This window comes from Caldisericum sp., assembly GCA_022759145.1.
Taxonomy (GTDB): domain Bacteria; phylum Caldisericota; class Caldisericia; order Caldisericales; family Caldisericaceae; genus Caldisericum.
The window spans coordinates 1-18,503 of record JAEMPV010000002.1 but is presented as its reverse complement, the minus strand read 5'-3'; the positions used below and the strand labels follow the sequence as shown (position 1 = coordinate 18,503).

At 38.3% G+C, this 18,503-nt stretch carries 19 protein-coding genes, 1 tRNA gene and 1 riboswitch; of the genes, 19 read left to right on the top strand and 1 reads right to left on the bottom strand.

The features are described 5' to 3' along the window. The first annotated feature begins 23 nt into the window (after nt 1-23). The 16 genes from JHC30_00120 (at nt 24) to rplT (ending at nt 14,538) form a co-directional block, all read left to right on the top strand. Nucleotides 24-1,259, top strand: coding sequence for a tetratricopeptide repeat protein (locus tag JHC30_00120; protein MCI4462574.1), 1,236 nt, complete (start codon nt 24-26; stop codon nt 1,257-1,259). Further along, complete coding sequence (locus JHC30_00115) at nt 1,256-1,987, top strand: Sir2 family NAD-dependent protein deacetylase (GenBank protein ID MCI4462573.1); 732 nt, start codon at nt 1,256-1,258, stop codon at nt 1,985-1,987. Before JHC30_00120 ends, JHC30_00115 begins: the two co-directional genes overlap by 4 nt. Then, nucleotides 1,980-2,666, top strand: a complete 687-nt coding sequence (locus tag JHC30_00110; protein ID MCI4462572.1) for a metal-dependent hydrolase — start codon at nt 1,980-1,982, stop codon at nt 2,664-2,666. Before JHC30_00115 ends, JHC30_00110 begins: the two co-directional genes overlap by 8 nt. A 48-nt stretch (nt 2,667-2,714) precedes the next feature. Continuing rightward, nucleotides 2,715-3,707, top strand: a complete 993-nt coding sequence (locus tag JHC30_00105) for an S-layer homology domain-containing protein (protein MCI4462571.1) — start codon at nt 2,715-2,717, stop codon at nt 3,705-3,707. Between the two features lie 15 nt (nt 3,708-3,722). Beyond that, nucleotides 3,723-4,883 (top strand): nicotinate phosphoribosyltransferase, encoded by a 1,161-nt coding sequence (locus JHC30_00100; GenBank protein MCI4462570.1) that lies wholly within the window; start codon nt 3,723-3,725, stop codon nt 4,881-4,883. Further along, nucleotides 4,883-6,079 carry a replication-associated recombination protein A gene (locus tag JHC30_00095; GenBank protein ID MCI4462569.1) on the top strand — a complete coding sequence of 399 codons (1,197 nt, stop codon included), beginning with the start codon at nt 4,883-4,885 and terminating at the stop codon, nt 6,077-6,079. Before JHC30_00100 ends, JHC30_00095 begins: the two co-directional genes overlap by 1 nt. 169 nt (nt 6,080-6,248) lie before the next feature. Beyond that, nucleotides 6,249-6,461 carry a cold-shock protein gene (locus JHC30_00090; GenBank protein MCI4462568.1) on the top strand — a complete coding sequence of 71 codons (213 nt, stop codon included), beginning with the start codon at nt 6,249-6,251 and terminating at the stop codon, nt 6,459-6,461. Nucleotides 6,462-6,560: 99 nt separating this feature from the next. Beyond that, nucleotides 6,561-8,960: a DNA topoisomerase 3 gene (locus JHC30_00085; protein ID MCI4462567.1), complete on the top strand. Its 2,400-nt coding sequence runs from the start codon at nt 6,561-6,563 to the stop codon at nt 8,958-8,960. Beyond that, entirely contained in the window at nt 8,923-9,459 is a 537-nt protein-coding gene (locus tag JHC30_00080) for a hypothetical protein (protein ID MCI4462566.1), read from the top strand. Before JHC30_00085 ends, JHC30_00080 begins: the two co-directional genes overlap by 38 nt. Nucleotides 9,460-9,558: 99 nt before the next feature. Next, nucleotides 9,559-10,494, top strand: coding sequence for an inorganic phosphate transporter (locus JHC30_00075; GenBank protein MCI4462565.1), 936 nt, complete (start codon nt 9,559-9,561; stop codon nt 10,492-10,494). 15 nt (nt 10,495-10,509) lie between these two features. Continuing rightward, nucleotides 10,510-11,151, top strand: a complete 642-nt coding sequence (locus JHC30_00070; GenBank protein MCI4462564.1) for a DUF47 family protein — start codon at nt 10,510-10,512, stop codon at nt 11,149-11,151. Nucleotides 11,152-11,197: 46 nt separating this feature from the next. Continuing rightward, nucleotides 11,198-11,272, top strand: a tRNA-Val gene (locus JHC30_00065). A gap of 22 nt (nt 11,273-11,294) precedes the next feature. Beyond that, complete coding sequence (thrS, locus tag JHC30_00060; protein MCI4462563.1) at nt 11,295-13,202, top strand: threonine--tRNA ligase; 1,908 nt, start codon at nt 11,295-11,297, stop codon at nt 13,200-13,202. A gap of 204 nt (nt 13,203-13,406) precedes the next feature. Then, complete coding sequence (locus JHC30_00055) at nt 13,407-13,982, top strand: translation initiation factor IF-3 (GenBank protein MCI4462562.1); 576 nt, start codon at nt 13,407-13,409, stop codon at nt 13,980-13,982. After that, nucleotides 13,936-14,139 (top strand): 50S ribosomal protein L35, encoded by a 204-nt coding sequence (gene rpmI / locus JHC30_00050; GenBank protein MCI4462561.1) that lies wholly within the window; start codon nt 13,936-13,938, stop codon nt 14,137-14,139. The genes JHC30_00055 and rpmI overlap by 47 nt, the downstream gene beginning before the upstream one ends. 27 nt (nt 14,140-14,166) lie before the next feature. After that, nucleotides 14,167-14,538 (top strand): 50S ribosomal protein L20, encoded by a 372-nt coding sequence (rplT, locus tag JHC30_00045; protein MCI4462560.1) that lies wholly within the window; start codon nt 14,167-14,169, stop codon nt 14,536-14,538. A gap of 49 nt (nt 14,539-14,587) precedes the next feature. On the opposite strand, the gene JHC30_00040 is transcribed toward rplT, so the two are convergent. Beyond that, the gene (locus JHC30_00040; GenBank protein MCI4462559.1) at nt 14,588-15,139 is read right to left on the bottom strand and encodes an ECF transporter S component; all 552 of its coding nucleotides are present in this window, start codon (nt 15,137-15,139) and stop codon (nt 14,588-14,590) included. A gap of 2 nt (nt 15,140-15,141) precedes the next feature. Continuing rightward, nucleotides 15,142-15,297: riboswitch (FMN riboswitch) on the bottom strand. 50 nt (nt 15,298-15,347) lie between these two features. On the opposite strand from JHC30_00040, the gene dprA reads away from it, so the two are divergent. From dprA to JHC30_00025, 3 genes are read left to right on the top strand one after another with little or no spacing between them, the layout of a single operon-like run. Continuing rightward, nucleotides 15,348-16,358, top strand: coding sequence for a DNA-protecting protein DprA (gene dprA, locus JHC30_00035; GenBank protein MCI4462558.1), 1,011 nt, complete (start codon nt 15,348-15,350; stop codon nt 16,356-16,358). Continuing rightward, nucleotides 16,355-17,629 carry a methylenetetrahydrofolate--tRNA-(uracil(54)-C(5))-methyltransferase (FADH(2)-oxidizing) TrmFO gene (trmFO, locus tag JHC30_00030; protein MCI4462557.1) on the top strand — a complete coding sequence of 425 codons (1,275 nt, stop codon included), beginning with the start codon at nt 16,355-16,357 and terminating at the stop codon, nt 17,627-17,629. The genes dprA and trmFO overlap by 4 nt, the downstream gene beginning before the upstream one ends. Next, nucleotides 17,626-18,501: a radical SAM protein gene (locus JHC30_00025; GenBank protein ID MCI4462556.1), complete on the top strand. Its 876-nt coding sequence runs from the start codon at nt 17,626-17,628 to the stop codon at nt 18,499-18,501. The genes trmFO and JHC30_00025 overlap by 4 nt, the downstream gene beginning before the upstream one ends. Nucleotides 18,502-18,503 lie beyond the last annotated feature (2 nt).

The following is an 18,503-nucleotide window of genomic DNA, read 5'->3' as shown; positions in this document are numbered from 1 at the left end:
AATTTTTTAGAAGGAGATGAAAAATGGAAAACTACGATGAATTAATGAATTCAATTTTGTCTTTGAAGGAGCAATTGCAAAATGCAAAGTCGTCCTACGAGAAATTGAGGATTTACATGAATCTTGGGCTCACATACCTCTTGCTTTCCGATATTAGTGATGAAAGAGATAATATTGTAAGTGCATTACTCAACTTTGATGAGGCTGAAAAAATAGCAAAAACTGTTGAAAATAAGGAAGACCTTGCAGAAATTGAGTCAAACAAAGGATTTGTCTTCTACAAACTTGCTCATATTGAAGACCCTCTCTACAACCTTGAGACTTCAGCAAAGCATTATTTGAACGCAATCGACCTTTTGAAGGAAGTAGATCATAAGTCTAAACTTGTGCGTGTTTATTATAACCTTGCAAACACATATCTTTTAGGCAAAGACCTCGACTCGATAAAAGTTTCTCTAAAATACTTTGAAGAGGCATTAAAACTCAAGGAAGATGCAGAAGACAAAAAAATCGTTGGACTTATCTACCATGGTATAGGTGTTGCAAATTTCCTTTTAGGGAAATTCGAGCCTGACCTTGAGAAGAGAGTTGAGTATCTTACAAAGGCTATTGAAGCCTTCAAAGAAAGCCTTGAGTACTTTGAAAGCGATGATACGCTTGATATTGCTTCGACACGCTCGCATCTTGCATCTTCTCTTCTTGAACTTGCACTCATAAAGGAAGATAGGGAGTTGTTTGAGGAAGCACTTGACAACTACAAATATGTGCTTGAGATTTATAAAGACAAATCACCTGAAGATTACGGGACGACACTTTTTAATATTGGCACTCTGTATTTGAATGAATCGAGGCTAAGGGATATTGATGAAAAAACAAAAGTCGAACTTCTTGAGAACGCACTGAACTATTTCGAGGAGTCGCTAAACTACTTCCCCAAAGATACCCATAAAGAAAGTTTTATACGTATAAATTACGAAATTGCCGTGTGCTTAAGGGAGCTTTTCTTTCTTAAAAATAGTCCCGAACTTATCGAAGAAGTTAAAGAACACATTGAGGAAATTATTGATGACATTGACGAGTCAAAAAACCCTTATACATATCTTACATCTCAATTTTTCTTAGGGGAGGCTTATTTCTACCTTGGGGACAAAGAAAAAGCACTTTCTCATTACGAAGAGTCACTTCGTGTTGCAGAAAACTTTGATAAGGAATTAGCGCAGAATATAAAAGAGGTTATAGAGAAGATTAAAAGCATATGATTGAAGAAATTGCAAAAGTAATTCAATCTTCAAGAAGTATTTCGGTATTAACAGGTGCAGGAATTTCTGTTAATGCAGGAATTCCTGACTTTAGGGGAGAAAAAGGGATATACACGCAGGGTTTGTACTCTGAAAGTGTTTTTGATATTGATTACTTTTTAGAGAACCCGAAACTCTTTTATGATTTTGCAAGGGAAATGTATCCTGTTTTTGAAAAAGCAGAGCCTACGAAAGCCCATAAGTTTCTTGCAGAAATTGAAAGTAAAAAGCCTGTTTGCATAGTAACCCAAAACATAGATTTCTTACATGAGAAAGCAGGCTCAAAAAGTGTGATACATTTACACGGAAGCATTGAACACTCGCACTGTCTTAAATGTGGCAAACACTTTTCATTTGAGGAGTTAAAGAATCTTATAATAACAAATGATGTGCCTCGCTGCGATAGATGTGGAGGCTTAATTAAACCGGATGTTGTTTTCTTTGGAGAGCCTGTTTTGGACTTCGACAAGGCGGTGCATTGTGTTGAGAATTCAGAAGTTTTTCTTGCATTGGGTACATCGTTAGAGGTTTATCCTGCAAATACTCTTGTTCAATATGCTTCAGGAAAAAGAATCCTTGTTAATATTATGAAAACTCAAATGGATTATTATTTTGACTTTGTTATACATGAGGACCTTGATGAATTTTTTGAAAGATTAGAAGATTTTATGGAGGTGTCTTATGAGTAAGATTCTTTACCTTGGACATGCAACCTTTGTAATTATTAATGATTTTGGGAACATCGTTATTGACCCATTTTTTACGGGGAATCCTCTAAATCCTATGAAGGTTGAAGATTGCAAGGCAAAATACATTCTTGTTACGCACGGTCACGGAGACCATCTTGGGGATACTATTGAGATAGCAAAGCACAATGACTCAACGGTCGTTGCTATTTATGAGGTTGCAAATTTTCTTGGAAAAAAAGGTGTTAAAAACTTAGTGCCGATGAATATTGGAGGGACAGTCAAATTTGATAAATTTTCTGTGAAGATGGTTCAGGCAATTCACAGTTCATCAATTGAGGTTGAAGGTGATTTAATCTACGGTGGGAATCCTGCGGGATTTGTAGTAAAACTTGAAGATTTAACAATCTACCATGCAGGTGATACTGCCCTGTTTTCTGATATGAGCCTTATTGGTTCCCAGTTTTCGCTTGATTTTGCCTTTTTGCCTGTTGGGAGTTATTTTACAATGGACATAGACGACGCCCTTATGGCAGTTAAAATGCTTCATCCAAAGTATGTGATCCCCATGCACTACAATACCTGGGACATAATAAAAACAGATGTCGAAAAATTTAAGGAAATGGTTGATAAAGAGACAAGAAGTAAGTGCCTTATCCTTCAACCGGGAGAAGCATTTTGATGGAACAAAATTATGTTATTGAGTATCTAATTAATAGAGGTGATTGGAATGAAAAAATTGATAAGTTTACTTTTGGTGGTTTTAATGGTTTTTACAGGCGTAAGTGCAGTTAAAGGAGAATCTTTACCCCTTGTAGGTAAAGTTGTAACCGACAGGAATGAGTATTCTCTAAATGAGACAGTGCGTTTCCTTTACACGGTTACAAACACAAGCGATAACCCAGTTACTTTGAAATTTAACACTTCGCAGATTTATGACTTCGTAATAATGAAAGGTAATACAATTATTTTCAAATGGGGAATTGATAGAATGTTTGCGCAGGTTATAACCGAGGTTACTATACCTGCACACGGGACAAAGGCATTTTCTGTTTCATGGGATATGGTTGATACGAAGGGTAAAAAAGTTGACACAGGCACTTACACTGTAAGGTTCTACCTTGTGAACAATTACGGAGTTGAAGCAACGACCACATTTACAATAGGAACACAATCATTCACGCCGGTTTTTCCTGATGTAACTGACTACTATGTTTCAAAGTACCTCAAGGTGCTTGTTGACAAAGGCATTGTAAAAGGGTATCCAGACAATACCTTTAAAGGAGATAACAATCTTACAAGAGCAGAGGCAACAGTCCTCATATTACGAGCGCTCGAGATTACACCAAAAGATTATAAGACATCAACTTTTGCAGATGTAAGCGTTTCCTACTGGGCTCATAACTACATTGAGGAAGCGGTAAAAAGAGGCATAGTAAAAGGTATTTCGCAGGACCAATTCGCCCCATCAAGAGTAATCTCAAGAGGCGAATTTGTAACTTTGCTTATGAGGGCTTTGAACTTGACAAAACCTGATGCGGTATCACCTTTTGCGGATGTTCCATACACTTATTTTGGATACAAAGAGATTGCAAGTGCCTTCGAATTGAATATAATACAGGGGTCGGTTGATAATATGCAACTTATGTTCTACCCAGGCGATCCGATAAAGAGAAAAGATGCAGTCCTTATACTTGCAAGAGCGATGGATGCAAAAAAATAATTTGAGGAGGTTTTAATGTTCATAGCAAATGAAAAAGATATAAAAGAAGGATTAACGACTGATGTCTATTTTGTCCGAACTGAAGAGATTTTAAAGAAAAAAGGCATAAATAACAATGTTGTTGCAGACTTTACTGTCCAGTGGCTTAAATACCCCTGGGGTGTTTTTGTAGGGCTTCCAGAGGTTATAGAGGTACTCGAAGGAAAGAATGTAAGCCTTTATGCCCTTCCCGAGGGAAGTATCTTCACTTCAAGGGATATAAGAGGCTACCCTGTGCCTGTTATGGTAATTGAAGGTCCTTACCTTGAATTTGCCCGTTTCGAAACCCCCATACTTGGTTTCATATGTGAAGCATCAGGTATTGCAACAAAGAGTGCAAGGATAAGAAAGATTGCAAAAGATAAAAGTGTGCTTTCATTTGGAATAAGGAGAATGCACCCTGCAATTGCCCCGATGATCGATAGAGCTTCTTACATAGGTGGTTGCGATGGTGTCTCGAGCCTTATTGGTGCAAAGACCATTGGTAAACCTCCAACGGGAACGATACCTCATGCACTTATTATAAATATGGGTGGCATTGTCGAAGCGGTGAAGGCATTTGACGAAATAATTGACCCATCTGTTCCTCGTCTTGCGCTTGTCGATACCTTCCAGGATGAAAAGTTCGAATCTCTTCTTGCGGCACAAACTATCGGTAAGCGCCTTTATGGAGTAAGGCTTGATACACCTGGCTCTCGTCGTGGTAGCATTGTTGACATTGCAAGAGAAGTGCGATGGGAACTTGATTTGAGAGGGTTTAATCATGTGAAAATTCTTGTTTCAGGTGGACTTGACGAGGAAAGTGTCCAGAAACTCGTTGATTCGGGTGTTGTGGATGGTTTTGGTGTGGGCACATCCATTTCAAATGCAGATACAATTGATTTTGCAATGGATATTGTAGAGGTTAACGGCACACCAATTGCAAAGCGTGGAAAATACTCTGGAAGAAAGAAAGTTTACAGAAGATTTGAAAACGGCAAAGTTATTTACGAGGTAAAAAAGGCTAACGAAAGCGGTGTTGGGGAAGAAGCACTTGTGCCCGTGATTCTAAATGGTAAAGTTGTCTATAATGAAAGAACTCCGGAAGAAATAAGGAATTATGTTTTAGAACAACTTTCAAAAGTTGAAGAGTTATAATGAGCGAACTTGAGCCACTGGCTTCGAGGGTAAGACCTAAAACAATAGAGGAATTTGTAGGGCAGGAGCACCTTGTAGGAGTGGGTGCTCCTCTTTTTAATATGTACAAAACAGGAAAACTTACTTCTTTTATCATCTGGGGACCACCTGGTTCAGGGAAAACGACAATTGCTCAAATTCTCACGCAGGGAAGGAAGAGTATTACAATTTCTGCAACAACAGAACATATAAAAGATGTTAAAAAACTCCTCCAGAATCTTACAAAGGAAAATCTTTTTTCAACCGAAACACCCGTCGTTATTGTGGATGAGATACAGCACTTCAATCGAAAAGAGCAGGATGTATTTTTATCTTTCATCGAACAGGGAAAGATAATTTTAATAGCACTCACAACAGAAAATCCTTCCTTTTATGTAAATAATGCACTTCTTTCAAGGCTTTCTTTATTTGTGTTTAATAAGTTAACAAGCACTCATGTGAGAAAGATTCTTGAGAATGCCATTAACAAAGACGAATTTCTTAAAGATTTAAAGTTTGAAGAGGGAGTGCTAGACTATATTTCTGAAATTTCGGACGGGGATGCAAGAAAGGCGCTAAACATACTTGAAAATGTTTCAAAAAACGCAAAAGAGGGGCTCGTTTCTCTTGAGATTGCAAAGAAGTTTGGAAGTGTTTCTCTTTCATATGGTAAAGAGGCACATTATGATCTTATTTCGGCGTTCATTAAAAGCATGCGTGGGAGCGACCCTGATGCAGCCCTTTATTATATGTACCGAATGATCAAGGCTGGGGAAGACCCCCTTTACATTGCAAGGCGAATGATAAGATTTGCTTCAGAAGACATAGGGCTTAAAGACCCAATGGCACTTGTTATTGCAGTTTCAGCCTTTGAGGGTTTCAATGTGATTGGTCCACCTGAAGGGTATCTACTTTTAGCGGAGGCATGTGCATATCTATCCAAGGCACCAAAAGATAATGCCCTTTATCTTGCTGAAAATGAAATTTTAGAAACAATCAAGGAAACCGGCTCTTTGGAAGTCCCGTTAAAATTAAGGAATCCTGTAACAAAGCTAATGGAAAATCTTGGCTACGGTAAGGACTATAAGTATCCTCATAACTTTGAGGGGCATATTGTAAAAGGCGAAACCTACCTTCCAGAGGAACTTAAAGGTAAAAAGTTTTTGAAAGAAGATTGATTATTGTTAGGTTCAACTCTTTTTAAACCTAATGGTGTAATCTTTTTTTGTCGAAACTTGTAATTTACTTTTTCGGATTTTTCCATTTATATTGCAAAAATTTTTTAATGTACTATAATTTATTTAACCGCACAAGGTTGCGGAAATTTTTTACGGAGGTATTTTAGAAGTGGAAAGATTAACAGGAAGAGTTAAGTGGTTTAACTCGCAGAAAGGATTTGGGTTTATCGTCCCAGACAATGGTGGTAAGGATCTTTTTGTGCATTTCTCAGCAATCCAGTCAAGTGGCTACAAGACATTGAAGGAAGGTCAGAAGGTAGAGTTCGAAATCGAGCAAACTGATAAAGGAGATAAAGCAGTTAACGTAAAAGTTATTGGCTAAGAGAACAATCTAAACACTTTTAAAGGCCCCGGTTCATCCGGGGCTTATATTTTTATACTGCATTTTGCAAAATCCTTTTAATCAGTATAATTAAATATCGTGAAAACATTGGTTATCGCAGAAAAGCCGTCTGTTGCAAGAGATATCGCAAAGGCACTTGGAAAATTTAAAGATGAAAAAGACTATCTTGAAAACGAGGAGTATGTTATTTCCTGGTCTTTGGGTCATATTTGCGAACTCTACGAGCCCGAAGATTACAATAAGAAACTAAGTTTTTGGACATTGCAGGACCTTCCCATTATTCCTGAAGAGTTTAAATTCAAGCCAAAAAAAGAAACAAAAGATAGATTCGATGTCCTTAAAAAACTCATCCAGAGGAAGGATATCGATACAATTGTTAACGCTTGTGATGCAGGAAGAGAAGGTGAATTAATATTCAGGGAGATAATGCTTCTTACAAACCCGAAAGGAAAGCGTCTTTTAAGATTGTGGCTGTCTGCAATGACGAAGGAGGAGATTCTTAAGGAATTTGAGAACCTGAAAGATGAATCAGAGTTTGACAATCTTGGAAAAGCCTCTTTTGCAAGAGAAGAAGCAGATTGGCTTGTTGGAATAAATGCAACAAGGGCTTTTACCCGTCGATGGGGTGAACTGCTTTCCCTGGGAAGGGTTCAAACGCCTACTCTTAACATACTCGTAACAAGGGAAAAAGAAATAAGAAAGTTTGTTCCCGAGAAATACTACGAATTACAGGGGACATTCGACAGGTTGAAGTTTGTTTACGATGGAACCTATGTTAAAGATAACGAAACTCGTTTCAAAGATAAAGAATTTCTTAAACATATTGTAGAAACCATAAAGGGCAAAAAGGGAGTAATTGAAAACTTAGAGCGTAATATTTCAAAGACACCTCCCCCACTTCTCTACGACCTTACCGAACTTCAGCGCGATGCAAACAAAACTTTTGGATTTTCCGCTCAGAGGACATTGGATATTGCGCAGAGCCTCTACGAAAAGAGAAAACTCATAACCTACCCGAGGACAGATTCAAGGTATTTGCCAACCTCACTAAAATCTTACATTCCAAAAATAATCAATTCCATTTCGTTTGAGCCTTATGCAGAGTTTGCAAAAGAGATTCTTGCAATGGGTATTAAGTTTTCAGAAAGGATTATTAACGACAAAGGTGTAACAGACCACTATGCAATAATTCCTACGGGTGATTTCTCACATCTTACGGATTTAACAAAGGACGAAGAAAAAGTTTTTGACCTTATAATGCGAAGATTTTTGTCAGTTTTTTATCCTAATTCACAAACATTAAAGATAAATCTTATTACTGATGTAGATGGAAACAAATTTATAAGTTCACTCAACTTTCTTGTGGAGCCTGGTTTTCTTAAAGTGTACGGAAAAGAGGAGGAATCTGACCCTCAACTCCAAAAAGGTGATAGCGTTCTCGTAAAAGACCTTGAAGTTCTTGAAAAGACTACTCAACCACCTCAGCGATTCACAGATGCAACGCTTCTCTCCGCAATGGAAAACGCAGGCAGGTTTGTTGAGGAGGACGAGTTAAAGGAAGCCTTGAAGGAAAAGGGAATTGGCACTCCTGCAACAAGAGCGCAGATAATAGAGCGCCTTATAGAAGTTGGTTATGTGGAGCGAGCAAATAAGTCCCTTGTCCCAACCGAAAAAGGGATGAGGCTTATTGAACTTGTCTCTCAAGTAAATATTGAAGAACTCCTTTCCCCGGCGCTTACAGGTGAGTGGGAAAATAAACTTCTTAAAATTGAAAAAGGGCACTACGATGTTCAGAAGTTTATGGATGGCATTAAGAAATTAACAATTCACATAGTGGATAAGGTTAAAACTTACAAAGGAGACTTCCATTTAAAGACAGGGTCCCCTGAGGCTGTCGGTATCTGTCCAAAATGTGGAGGTAATGTTTACGAAACAGCAAAGGGCTTTACCTGTGAAAATGTATCAAAAGGCACCTGTGACTTTGTTATATGGAAGAAGTTAAAGAACAAAACAATAACAAGGGATATGGCTCAGGAGTTACTAAAAGGGAATAAGGTAAGATTAAAGAGAATTATTTCGAAAGGAAAGAAATATTTTGATGCTGATATACAACTAATTGATAACAAGGTATCGTTTGTATTTGAAACACCAAAAGAGGAAAATACTGTAAATAGCGAATCGCTTGGCAAATGTCCCAAATGTGGGGGAAATGTCTACGAAAAAGAAACAGTGTATGCCTGTGAGCACTACCCGAAGGAGTGCTCCTTCCGTATAAAGAAGGTTATGGGTGGAAGAGAAATCACACGAGAAGATGTTAAGAAACTCCTTAAAGATGGCAAGACCGACCTTATTTCAGACTTCGTCTCCTCAAAAGGAAGGCAATTTAAGGCATATCTGTTGCTTGAAGATGGTAGCGTAAAGTTTGAGTTTGAGAACAAAAATGCCAAAAATCGTTCTTATAGGCGGAAGCAAAAGTAATGTAGGTAAGACAACTCTTGCAAGAATAATTCTGAGTTTATTTCCTAAGAGTTTTATTGCTTTCAAAATAACAAATAATTTAACTCACGGCGTTGGAATTACAGAGGAGACATACGACACTTCACCTTTAGGAAAAGACACATATTACCTTCTTAAAGATGCGCTCAAGGTTTTCTGGGCAAGGGGTGATTTTGATTATCTTAAAAGAGAAATACCTCCGTTTTTGAATAATTTAGAAAATCCAGTTTTGGTTGAAGGAAATGTCTTTTATCGCATTGTTAAACCTGATTTGTTTTTGTTTGTCGAAAGCCCCTATGAACCGATAAAAGAGGAGGCAAAAGAACTCATTAAGTTTTCCGATTTTGTAATAATTAATGGTGACTATGATTTTAAAATTGAGGGAAAATCTGTTTTCGTAAATTTAAAAAGAAACCTGGAATCCATTAACCCAGATTTTAAAGATTTCTTAACCAAAACAATCAAAGCCTTAATCTTTTAATAAGTCTTGACAAAAACACAATTTGTGTTATCATTTTAAACCATGAATAGCACAAGTTTTGTAGTATTTTTAATAATAGCAGGTGTTTTTCAGATACTAATGGGAGCAAACGACGGCGGCGTGTTGCTCGGGTCTATTATTTCTACTAATGTTATACATCCACTTTTTGGCGTTATCCTTCTTTTTCTCTCTCTTACCGTTGCACCTCTAATCTTTGGAACCGAGGTTGTAAAAACTCTTGGCACTAGAATTGTTCCCATCCAGTTTATTACTTTGCCAATGTTATATGGTGCGATAATTGCAACAATGACCTGGGTTATCATAGCACAGAGAATTAAATATCCTGTAAGCATTTCTTACACTTTTGTAGGTGCATTGGTTGGAAGCGCAATTGCAAGAAAAGTCCATACGCACATTAATACCATCGAGGTTTTAAAAGTTTTTGGTGGACTTGTTGCATCAATTGCCATAGGACTTATTGTTTCTTATATAGTTACAAAAATTTTCAACCTCATCTTGCGATATTTAAGCCCGAAAGTTTCACCGGTTTTTAAGTTGCTTCAGGTTATCTCTTCGCTTTTCCTTGTAATGGGCTATGGTGCAAATGATGCCGAGAAGACTTTGAGTTTGGTTTATACTGCAAGTTTAATTACCCAATCAAATTTTGCCCCTAATCCTAAAAATATTTTTGTTATATCTCTTCTTTCACTTCTATTTATTATTGGAACACTTTTCTTTGGTGCAAACTCACTTCTTACTTCGGGATTCCGCTTGATGAAAAGTAATCCGAAAGAAACATTCCTCGCTCAAACAATTACTTCAGCAACAGTTTTAACATTTGCAAGATTTGGACTTCCTGTAAGTTCAACTGAGACTTTAAATATGTCGATTGTAGGCATTGGTGTTGCAGAAAAACCGCACGCAGTAAGATACAATGTTGTTAAAAATCTTATTCTTACCTGGCTTGTAACGGTGCCAGCCTCAATTCTTTTATCCTATGGAATATCGACAATTTTTATTACAATATTAAAATAGTGTGAGGTGATTAAAATGAAAGTTTGGGATTCTATGTTTAAAAGACCTGATGTTTTTCAAAACCTTTTGAAGGCTCAGGCTAAAAAGACTGTAGAAGGGGTTAACACTCTTAATGAGTTTATGGGTGTGAACGAAGATGTTGTTAACAAAGATGTTTTAAGGCATAACCTTAAAATTCAAATTAAGCGAATCGAATCCGAAGGAGACAATATCCGAAGAGACCTTCTGAACGAGTTAAATAAAAGCCTTATTACACCAATTGACAGGCAGGACATTTATACGCTTTCTAATACCATAGATAATATCCTTGACTATGCTTACAATACCATCGAGGAGATGATAATTTATCAACTCTATCCGAATTTCTACCTCAAGAAGATGATAGAAAAAATTTCAAGAGGCGTAAATCACATTAGTTATGCAGTGGAAAATATGTTCACCGATAAAAACCTCGCGAACAGCAATGTTGTTTCTGCGAAGGTTGTTGAAAACGAAATCGAGGAGACTTACCACGAGGCACTTGCAGAACTTTTCTCAAATGAGGACTTCCACTATATTTTCAAAATGAGAGAAGTCTACAGGCATATAAGCAATTCAGCCGATAGAATTTCTGAAGCAGCAGACCTTATCGCCAATATTCTTATAAAAGAGGTCTAATCTCTTGACAAAAAGATGAAATTTGATATAAATAGTTGTGAAAAGTGGGCGGTTAGTTCAGAGGTAGAACGCTTCGTTGACACCGAAGAGGTCAGTGGTTCGATTCCACTATCGCCCACCATTTTTTATTTAGGGAGGCGAAGATGCAGGTAAAAGTATCAGACGAAATTCACCAATTCGAAGAGGGGCTAACCATAAAGGAAATTCTTGAAAGACTGAACTTTGACTTATCAAAAATTGTTGCAGCCTATGTAAATGGTGTCGAGAAAGACCTTTCAACAAAATTGACCGAAGATGCCGAAGTTAAACCGATATTTATCGATACACCTGAGGGTGAGGAGATACTAAGGCATAGCACATCACACATTCTTGCTCAAGCCGTGATGCACCTGTTCCCAAACGCAAAATACACTATTGGTCCCGCAATAGACAACGGATTTTATTACGACTTCGACCTCGAAAACCCGCTTACAGAAGAAGACCTTGCAAAAATCGAAGAAGAGATGAAGAGAATCGTTAACCAAAAACTTCCATTTGAAAGAGTTGAACTTCCGAAAGAGAAGGCAATCGAACTTTTTAAACAGCTCAATCAGCCCTATAAAATTGAAATTATAGAAGAAGTCGAAGGCGACACTGTTTCCATATACAAGCAGGGCGATTTTACAGACCTCTGTAGAGGTCCTCATATACCTGATACCTCATATGCGAGGAATTTTAAGTTGCTTTCTGTTGCGGGTGCCTACTGGAGGGGCGATGAAAAGAACAAGATGCTTCAGAGAGTCTATGGCACTGCCTTTGCAACAGCAGAGCGACTTGAGCAATATTTGAATTTCCTTGAGGAAGCAAAAAAGCGTGACCACAGAAAAATTGGAAAAGAACTTGATCTCTTTAGCATTCAAGAAGAAATTGGTCCTGGATTAATCCTGTGGCATCCAAAGGGTGCAATGATAAGGAAAGTAATCGAGGACTTCTGGAGAGACGAGCATATAAAGAGAGGTTATTACTTTGTTTATACACCACACATTGCCCGTGTTGAGTTGTGGAAGACGTCCGGGCACTGGGATTTCTACAGGGAAAATATGTTCTCACCAATGGAAGTCGATAAAGGCTCGTATATGGTAAAACCAATGAACTGCCCCTTCCACATTGCAATTTACAAATCGAGGACTCGTAGTTATAGAGACCTGCCGTTAAGGCTTGCAGAACTCGGTACAGTCTATAGATACGAAAGGGCGGGAGTCCTCCATGGACTTCTCAGGGTAAGAGGCTTCACTCAGGACGATGCGCACCTCTTTGTCCAGCCGGAGAAACTCGAGGAGGAGATCATAGGTGTTGTTGAGTTTGCAAAGTATATGATAGAGACTTTTGGATTCAAGAATTATAATGTCTATCTTTCAACACGACCTGAGAAATATGTGGGAAGCCTTGAAAACTGGGAGTTAGCAACAAATGCGCTTAAGGTTGCCCTTGAAGAGCTTAAAATCCCATACAAGATTGACCCTGGAGAAGGTGTTTTCTATGGACCAAAGATAGATATCAAACTGGTCGATGCAATCGGAAGAGAGTGGCAGGGTCCGACAATTCAGGTTGACTTCAACCTTCCAGAGAGGTTTGATGTAACATACATTGGCGAAGATGGAAAAGAGCACCGTCCAATTATGATACACAGGGTTGTCCTTGGTTCGATGGAAAGGTTCTTTGGAACACTTATTGAGCAGTATGCAGGGGCGTTCCCAACATGGATTGCGCCAGTCCAGGTGAGAATTGTTCCTATTGCTGATAGGCACTTTGACTACGCAAGAAGTGTCAAAGAAAAACTTTTCTTGAATGGTTTGCGTGTTGAAGTTGACGAAAGAAGCGAGAAGATGAACGCAAAGATAAGGGATGCCGAAACCGAAAAAATTCCATATGTGCTTGTAGTGGGTGATAAAGAGGTTTCTTCAAACGCTGTTTCTGTAAGGAAGAGAAAAGCAGGAGACCTTGGTTCAATGAGTGTGGATGCATTCCTTGAGCGTATTTTAGACGAGGTTAAAAATAGAGTTATCGATTAGAAGAAATTTGCTACTTGCAATATTTTGAAGAATTTGTATAATTATCTTTGGACAATTGAAGAAACGGGTGTATGCCCTACCTTAAGCGGCCGAGAGCTTGCGAAAAGGTGCGAAGACTTTTGTAAGTTGTTATATTTAATTTTGGTAGCCTCTCGGCTACCTATATTTATTTTATGGAGGTGAGGTATTAACAGTAAAGATGTAATTGCAAACGAAAGTATCCGCCTGAAGGAAGTGCGCCTTATTGACGAAAATGGCGCTCAGGTGGGGATTATGAGTTCAAGGGATGCCTTGAACATTGCAAGAGAAAAGGGACTTGATTTGGTACTCATAGCGCCAAATGCAAATCCCCCGGTTTGTAGAATCGTAGATTTAGGAAAGTACATTTACGAGCAAACAAAGAAAGAGAAAGAAGCAAAGAAGAAGCAGACAAAGATTGAAGTTAAGCAGATGCGCTACAGATTGAAGATTGATACAAACGACCTTGCAATTAAAAACAAGAAAGTGAGAGAGTTTATTGAGGATGGCAACAGAGTAAATATTGAGATATGGTTCAGGGGAAGAGAAATGGCATTCACGGATCAGGGCTTTGAGCTTGCAAACAAAATAATTGATGCTCTATCTGATGTTGCGATTGTTGCAAGCCCTCCGAAAATGGCTGGGAAAAATCTTGTGTTTTCTCTTGAACCAAACAAAGAAGTATTAAAGAAATTAAGGGAAAGGAGAGAAGCACATGAAAAACAAAATCAGGTCAAGCAGGTCAGCAATGAAGAGGTTTAGAGTTACAGGAACTGGTAAACTTGTTGCTTATGGTGCAAATCACAGCCACCATCTTGAAAAGAAATCTTCAAGGAGAAAGAAAAGACTTAATAGTTTGCATGTAATCTCCAAAACTGATGTAAAGAACATTTTAGGTGTTGCACCGTATCTAAAGTAACAAAATTATTTGAAAGGAAGTGATACCATGAGAGTTAAAGCAGGAGTAGTAACAAGAAGGAAACATAAAAAGATTTTAAAGTTGGCAGAAGGTTATAGAGGCGCTGCTTCTCGTAGATTTAAGGTCGCAAATGAAGCAGTAATGCACGCACTAAAATACTCCTACATCCACAGGCGTGAGAAGAAGAGAGAGTTTAGAAAACTGTGGATTGCAAGAATAAATGCCCTTGCAAGAGAGTATGGTCTAACCTACAGTAGATTTATTAATGGTCTTAAACTTGCAAATATCGACATCGATAGGAAAATGCTTGCAGACCTTGCAGTTAATGATGTAAAGGCTTTTGAAGAACTTGTAAATAAGGCCAAAGAAGCACTTGAGAAAAACGGAGTTAAGGCATAGAAAATCCTTGTATAAATTTTTTTAGGGGGCGCAAGCCCCCTTTTTAATTTTAGTTTTGAGAGAAGATTCTTCTTCCCTTTAGTGCTTTTACTACTAGGAATGTTACAACAGTGTCAAGCAGCCCTTTAAGGATGTTAAATGGCACATTAATTGTAAAAATATAAGTAAGTGTTTGCTCCTTTGTCCACGATGGCAAAAATTTTGGTATTGCCCAAAGGTTTGTAGGGATCATTACAAGCACAAGCGCAATGGTTCCAAGGATAAGCCCTAAAGCAAGAGTTAAATCGTTTTTCTTTTTAAGGCTTACAAGTCCTACAACCAGAGCAAATGTGCCTGTTGCAATGAAGTTTAAAAGGACACCAATTGGTCCGCCTGACCCTGCTCCGCTAATAAAGAACAATATGTCTTTTACGAAGGCAATTGCAACGCCAATAAGCGGACCAAAGAAGTAGGCACCTACCAAAAGTGGAATGTCACCTAAATCGGTCTTAAGGAAACTTGCTTGAGGGAGCAAAGGAAACTCCGTAAAGCGCATTAAAACGAAACTAAGGGCTGCAAGAATACCAGCAAAAATGATACTGCGTAAATTTTTCCAGGACATTTTTCAACCTCCTTCCATCCAGACTTTACTGTCGGCTTGGGATTTGCACCCAATCAACAACTCCTTTGGAGTTGCTCGTGGGCTTAAGGGGATTACCCTATCACCACCGATCAGGAATTGTTGGCATTTTGCCAACTCACCTTGCCCTGGAGGCAGTATATTGTAGTATATTTTGTAAAAAATTCAAAATTAGTTATATTGTTTTGGTATGGATTTAATAAATGTTGTTGCGCTAAACTATCTGAGGTTTAACAAGCCAAAGGAAGCAAAGATTTACATAAAGGAATTTCTGGAAAATAATTCCTTTGATTTTGAATTAGATAAAGAATATATTGAGATAGCAAAAAGGGAAATTGAAAAAGCAGAGAAACTTGGTGTGAAAATAACTCCCTTTTTCCATGAAGCATTTCCAAAGTCTTTACTAAATATTCCCGATAAGCCTCTCCTTCTATATGTGAAGGGTGATTTTAAGGGCTTTAATGAAGAAGCGGTTGCCGTTGTTGGCTCAAGAAAGTGTACAGAGTACGGAAAAAGTATCTCTTATAAAATTGCTTACGACCTTGGAAGCGCATCAGTTACTGTTGTAAGCGGACTTGCATACGGTATTGATAGCGCTGCACACAGTGGCGCAATTGATGCAAATGGAAGGACTGTTGCTGTCCTGGGAAGTGGTATTGATGTAATATATCCAAAAGATCACCTTAATTTAGCGAAGAAAATTGAAAATCATGGCTTTTTGGTTTCAGAGTTTCCCCTCGGGACAACACCTTTGAAGTACAATTTTCCCTTTAGAAACAGAATTATAAGCGGCTTGAGTCTTGGTGTTGTTGTGGTTGAAGCAGAGTTAAAAAGTGGATCTCTCATAACCGCAAGCCATGCCTTAGACCAGGGAAAGCAGGTTTTTGCGGTCCCGGGCAACATTACAAGCCCGTCAAGTGCTGGAACAAATGCGCTTATAAGGGATGGTGCGATACCGTTACTTTCAACAAGCGATATTTTTGAGAATATTAATGCACTTGAGCATCTTACTTTTAAGAAAGAGGAGGATGTTCTAACAAAAGAAGAATCTGTTGTCCTTAGTGCAATTTCAGATGGAGATACATTTGATACCCTTAAAGAAAAGGTCAAGTTAAATGATGGTGAACTTCTTTTTTCCCTTACAACACTTGAAGTAAAGAGACTAATAAAGAAAAACGCAGGGAGGTTTTTTAAGATATGAGAGTTGTTGTTATTGGTGGAGGGCTTGCAGGAAGCGAAGCCGCCCTACAGATTGCAGAGCGTGGCATTGATGTGTATCTATATGAGATGAGACCTCAAAAATGGACAGAGGCACACAGGACACCAAACTTTGGAGAACTTGTATGCAGTAATTCCTTGGGTTCGGTAGAACTTGAAGATGGAAGAGGACTTCTCAAGTTTGAAGCCCTGGGACTTGGGTCTTTTCTTTTAAGAATTGCCTACGACACAAGAGTTCCTGCAGGGAAAGCACTTGCAGTTGATAGATCTCTTTTTTCCGAAACAATAACGAAAGCTATCTTAGAGCACCCTAAAATTCATGTTGTAAGAGAAGAAATTACTTCAATAGATACAAGTGACATTGTTATACTTGCAACAGGTCCTCTTACAAGCGAAGCCCTTTTAAGAAATCTTACGCAACTTTTTTCTGATAATCTTTACTTTTACGATGCAATTTCACCAATTGTTTTGAAAGAGTCTCTTGACTTGTCGAAGATGTTTTTTGGTGGAAGGTACGAGCAGTCGGATGATTATCTTAACATACCTCTTACAGAAGAGGAATACAGGTTATTTTATACTGAACTCATAAATGCAAAAACACACACGCCCCACGATTTCGATAAGAAATTTTTTGAGGCCTGTTTGCCAATTGAGGAGATTGCAAGAAGGGGCTTTGATGCGTTGCGTTATGGACCTCTTACGCCAAAGGGATTTTCTTCCAAGTATTTTGCAGTGGTTCAGTTGAGAAGGGAAGACATCCATGGTAATATGTTTGAACTTGTAGGGTTTCAAACTTCTCTTACATATCCTGAGCAAAAAAGGGTTTTTAGCCTTCTTCCAGGGCTTGAAAACGCTGAGTTTGTAAGATACGGAAGTATCCATAAGAATGTCTATTTTAGAGGAAATAGAATTTTACTTAAGACCTTGCAAACTCGAAAATTTCCAAATGTGTTTTTGGCTGGTCAAATAACGGGCTCTGAGGGTTATAGCGAGGCAATATCAACAGGGCTTGTTGCTGGAATTAATGCAGCAAGACTTTATATGGGGAAGCCGCTTTTAGAAATTCCTGATACAACGATGCTTGGAAGTCTTATAAGATTCCTTGTTGAAAATGATCTTGAGACTCCACAGCCAATGAGAGCAAATTTTGGTCTTATGAGAAAAGAGTATTTTGAACTTCCAAAATCCGTAAGGAAAAAGACATTTATTGAAGATTCAAAGAAGACTGTGGAAAAACTTAAGGAGATGCTATGAGCGAATTAGGCGCTCTTAAAGGGCTTTATGAACTTCTTTCTCCGTGTAATCTTTGTCCTCTTGAGTGTGGAAGTAAAAGGCTTCAAGGAGAAGTTGGTGTTTGCAATGCAGGAGTGTTAATGAAAATTTCGCATGCGGTACTGTATAAAGGTGAGGAGCCACCGCTATCGGGGAAGTTTGGATCTGGGACAATATTCTTTAGTAATTGCAATCTCAAGTGTGTTTACTGCCAGAATTACAACTTCAGTCAAAATGGTGCAGGAAAAATTGTTTCAGTTAAGGAGCTTTCACAAAAAATGATTGAACTTGAACGAAATGGGGCTTCAAACATAAATTTCGTTACGGCGACGCACTATGCACCGCAGGCGATGGCTTCGTTATACAGAGCACGGAATCTTGGGCTTACAATTCCATCCGTGTGGAACACTGTTGGATATGAAACAGTTGAGGTTGTAAGACTATTAAATGAGTTTATCGATATATACCTGCCTGACTTGAGGTATGTTAATGATAATGATGCGCTTAGATATTCAAATGCGCCTCACTACTTTGAGACGACTATGGATGCCCTGAAAGAGATGGTAAAGGCAAAGGGAATTCGCTTTGGAAACGATGGTCTTTTGAAACAGGGGGTTGTTGTAAGGTATCTTGTATTTCCAGGCAAACTCGACGATTTAAGGACTGCCTTAAGAATTTTAAAGAGAGAATTCGGAGATAGCATTTTTATAAGCGTTATGACACAGTATGTCCCTGTTTACCGGGCAAAAGAGTTTAAGGAACTTTCTCGAAAACTAACAAAAGACGAAATAAACGAAGTCAAGAAAATTGTAAAAGAAGAAGGCGTAAAGAACGGCTGGGTTCAGTACGACTAACT

What these genes read in the sequence shown, in the direction of transcription:
- JHC30_00120 (MCI4462574.1), top strand. Translation starts at nt 24, where the DNA reads ATGGAAAACTACGATGAATTAATGAATTCAATTTTGTCTTTGAAGGAG.
- JHC30_00115 (MCI4462573.1), top strand. Translation starts at nt 1,256, where the DNA reads ATGATTGAAGAAATTGCAAAAGTAATTCAATCTTCAAGAAGTATTTCG.
- JHC30_00110 (MCI4462572.1), top strand. Translation starts at nt 1,980, where the DNA reads ATGAGTAAGATTCTTTACCTTGGACATGCAACCTTTGTAATTATTAAT.
- JHC30_00105 (MCI4462571.1), top strand. Translation starts at nt 2,715, where the DNA reads ATGAAAAAATTGATAAGTTTACTTTTGGTGGTTTTAATGGTTTTTACA.
- JHC30_00100 (MCI4462570.1), top strand. Translation starts at nt 3,723, where the DNA reads ATGTTCATAGCAAATGAAAAAGATATAAAAGAAGGATTAACGACTGAT.
- JHC30_00095 (MCI4462569.1), top strand. Translation starts at nt 4,883, where the DNA reads ATGAGCGAACTTGAGCCACTGGCTTCGAGGGTAAGACCTAAAACAATA.
- JHC30_00080 (MCI4462566.1), top strand. Translation starts at nt 8,923, where the DNA reads ATGCCAAAAATCGTTCTTATAGGCGGAAGCAAAAGTAATGTAGGTAAG.
- JHC30_00075 (MCI4462565.1), top strand. Translation starts at nt 9,559, where the DNA reads ATGGGAGCAAACGACGGCGGCGTGTTGCTCGGGTCTATTATTTCTACT.
- JHC30_00070 (MCI4462564.1), top strand. Translation starts at nt 10,510, where the DNA reads ATGAAAGTTTGGGATTCTATGTTTAAAAGACCTGATGTTTTTCAAAAC.
- thrS (MCI4462563.1), top strand. Translation starts at nt 11,295, where the DNA reads ATGCAGGTAAAAGTATCAGACGAAATTCACCAATTCGAAGAGGGGCTA.
- rpmI (MCI4462561.1), top strand. Translation starts at nt 13,936, where the DNA reads ATGAAAAACAAAATCAGGTCAAGCAGGTCAGCAATGAAGAGGTTTAGA.
- rplT (MCI4462560.1), top strand. Translation starts at nt 14,167, where the DNA reads ATGAGAGTTAAAGCAGGAGTAGTAACAAGAAGGAAACATAAAAAGATT.
- JHC30_00040 (MCI4462559.1), bottom strand. Translation starts at nt 15,139, where the DNA reads ATGTCCTGGAAAAATTTACGCAGTATCATTTTTGCTGGTATTCTTGCA.
- dprA (MCI4462558.1), top strand. Translation starts at nt 15,348, where the DNA reads ATGGATTTAATAAATGTTGTTGCGCTAAACTATCTGAGGTTTAACAAG.
- trmFO (MCI4462557.1), top strand. Translation starts at nt 16,355, where the DNA reads ATGAGAGTTGTTGTTATTGGTGGAGGGCTTGCAGGAAGCGAAGCCGCC.
- JHC30_00025 (MCI4462556.1), top strand. Translation starts at nt 17,626, where the DNA reads ATGAGCGAATTAGGCGCTCTTAAAGGGCTTTATGAACTTCTTTCTCCG.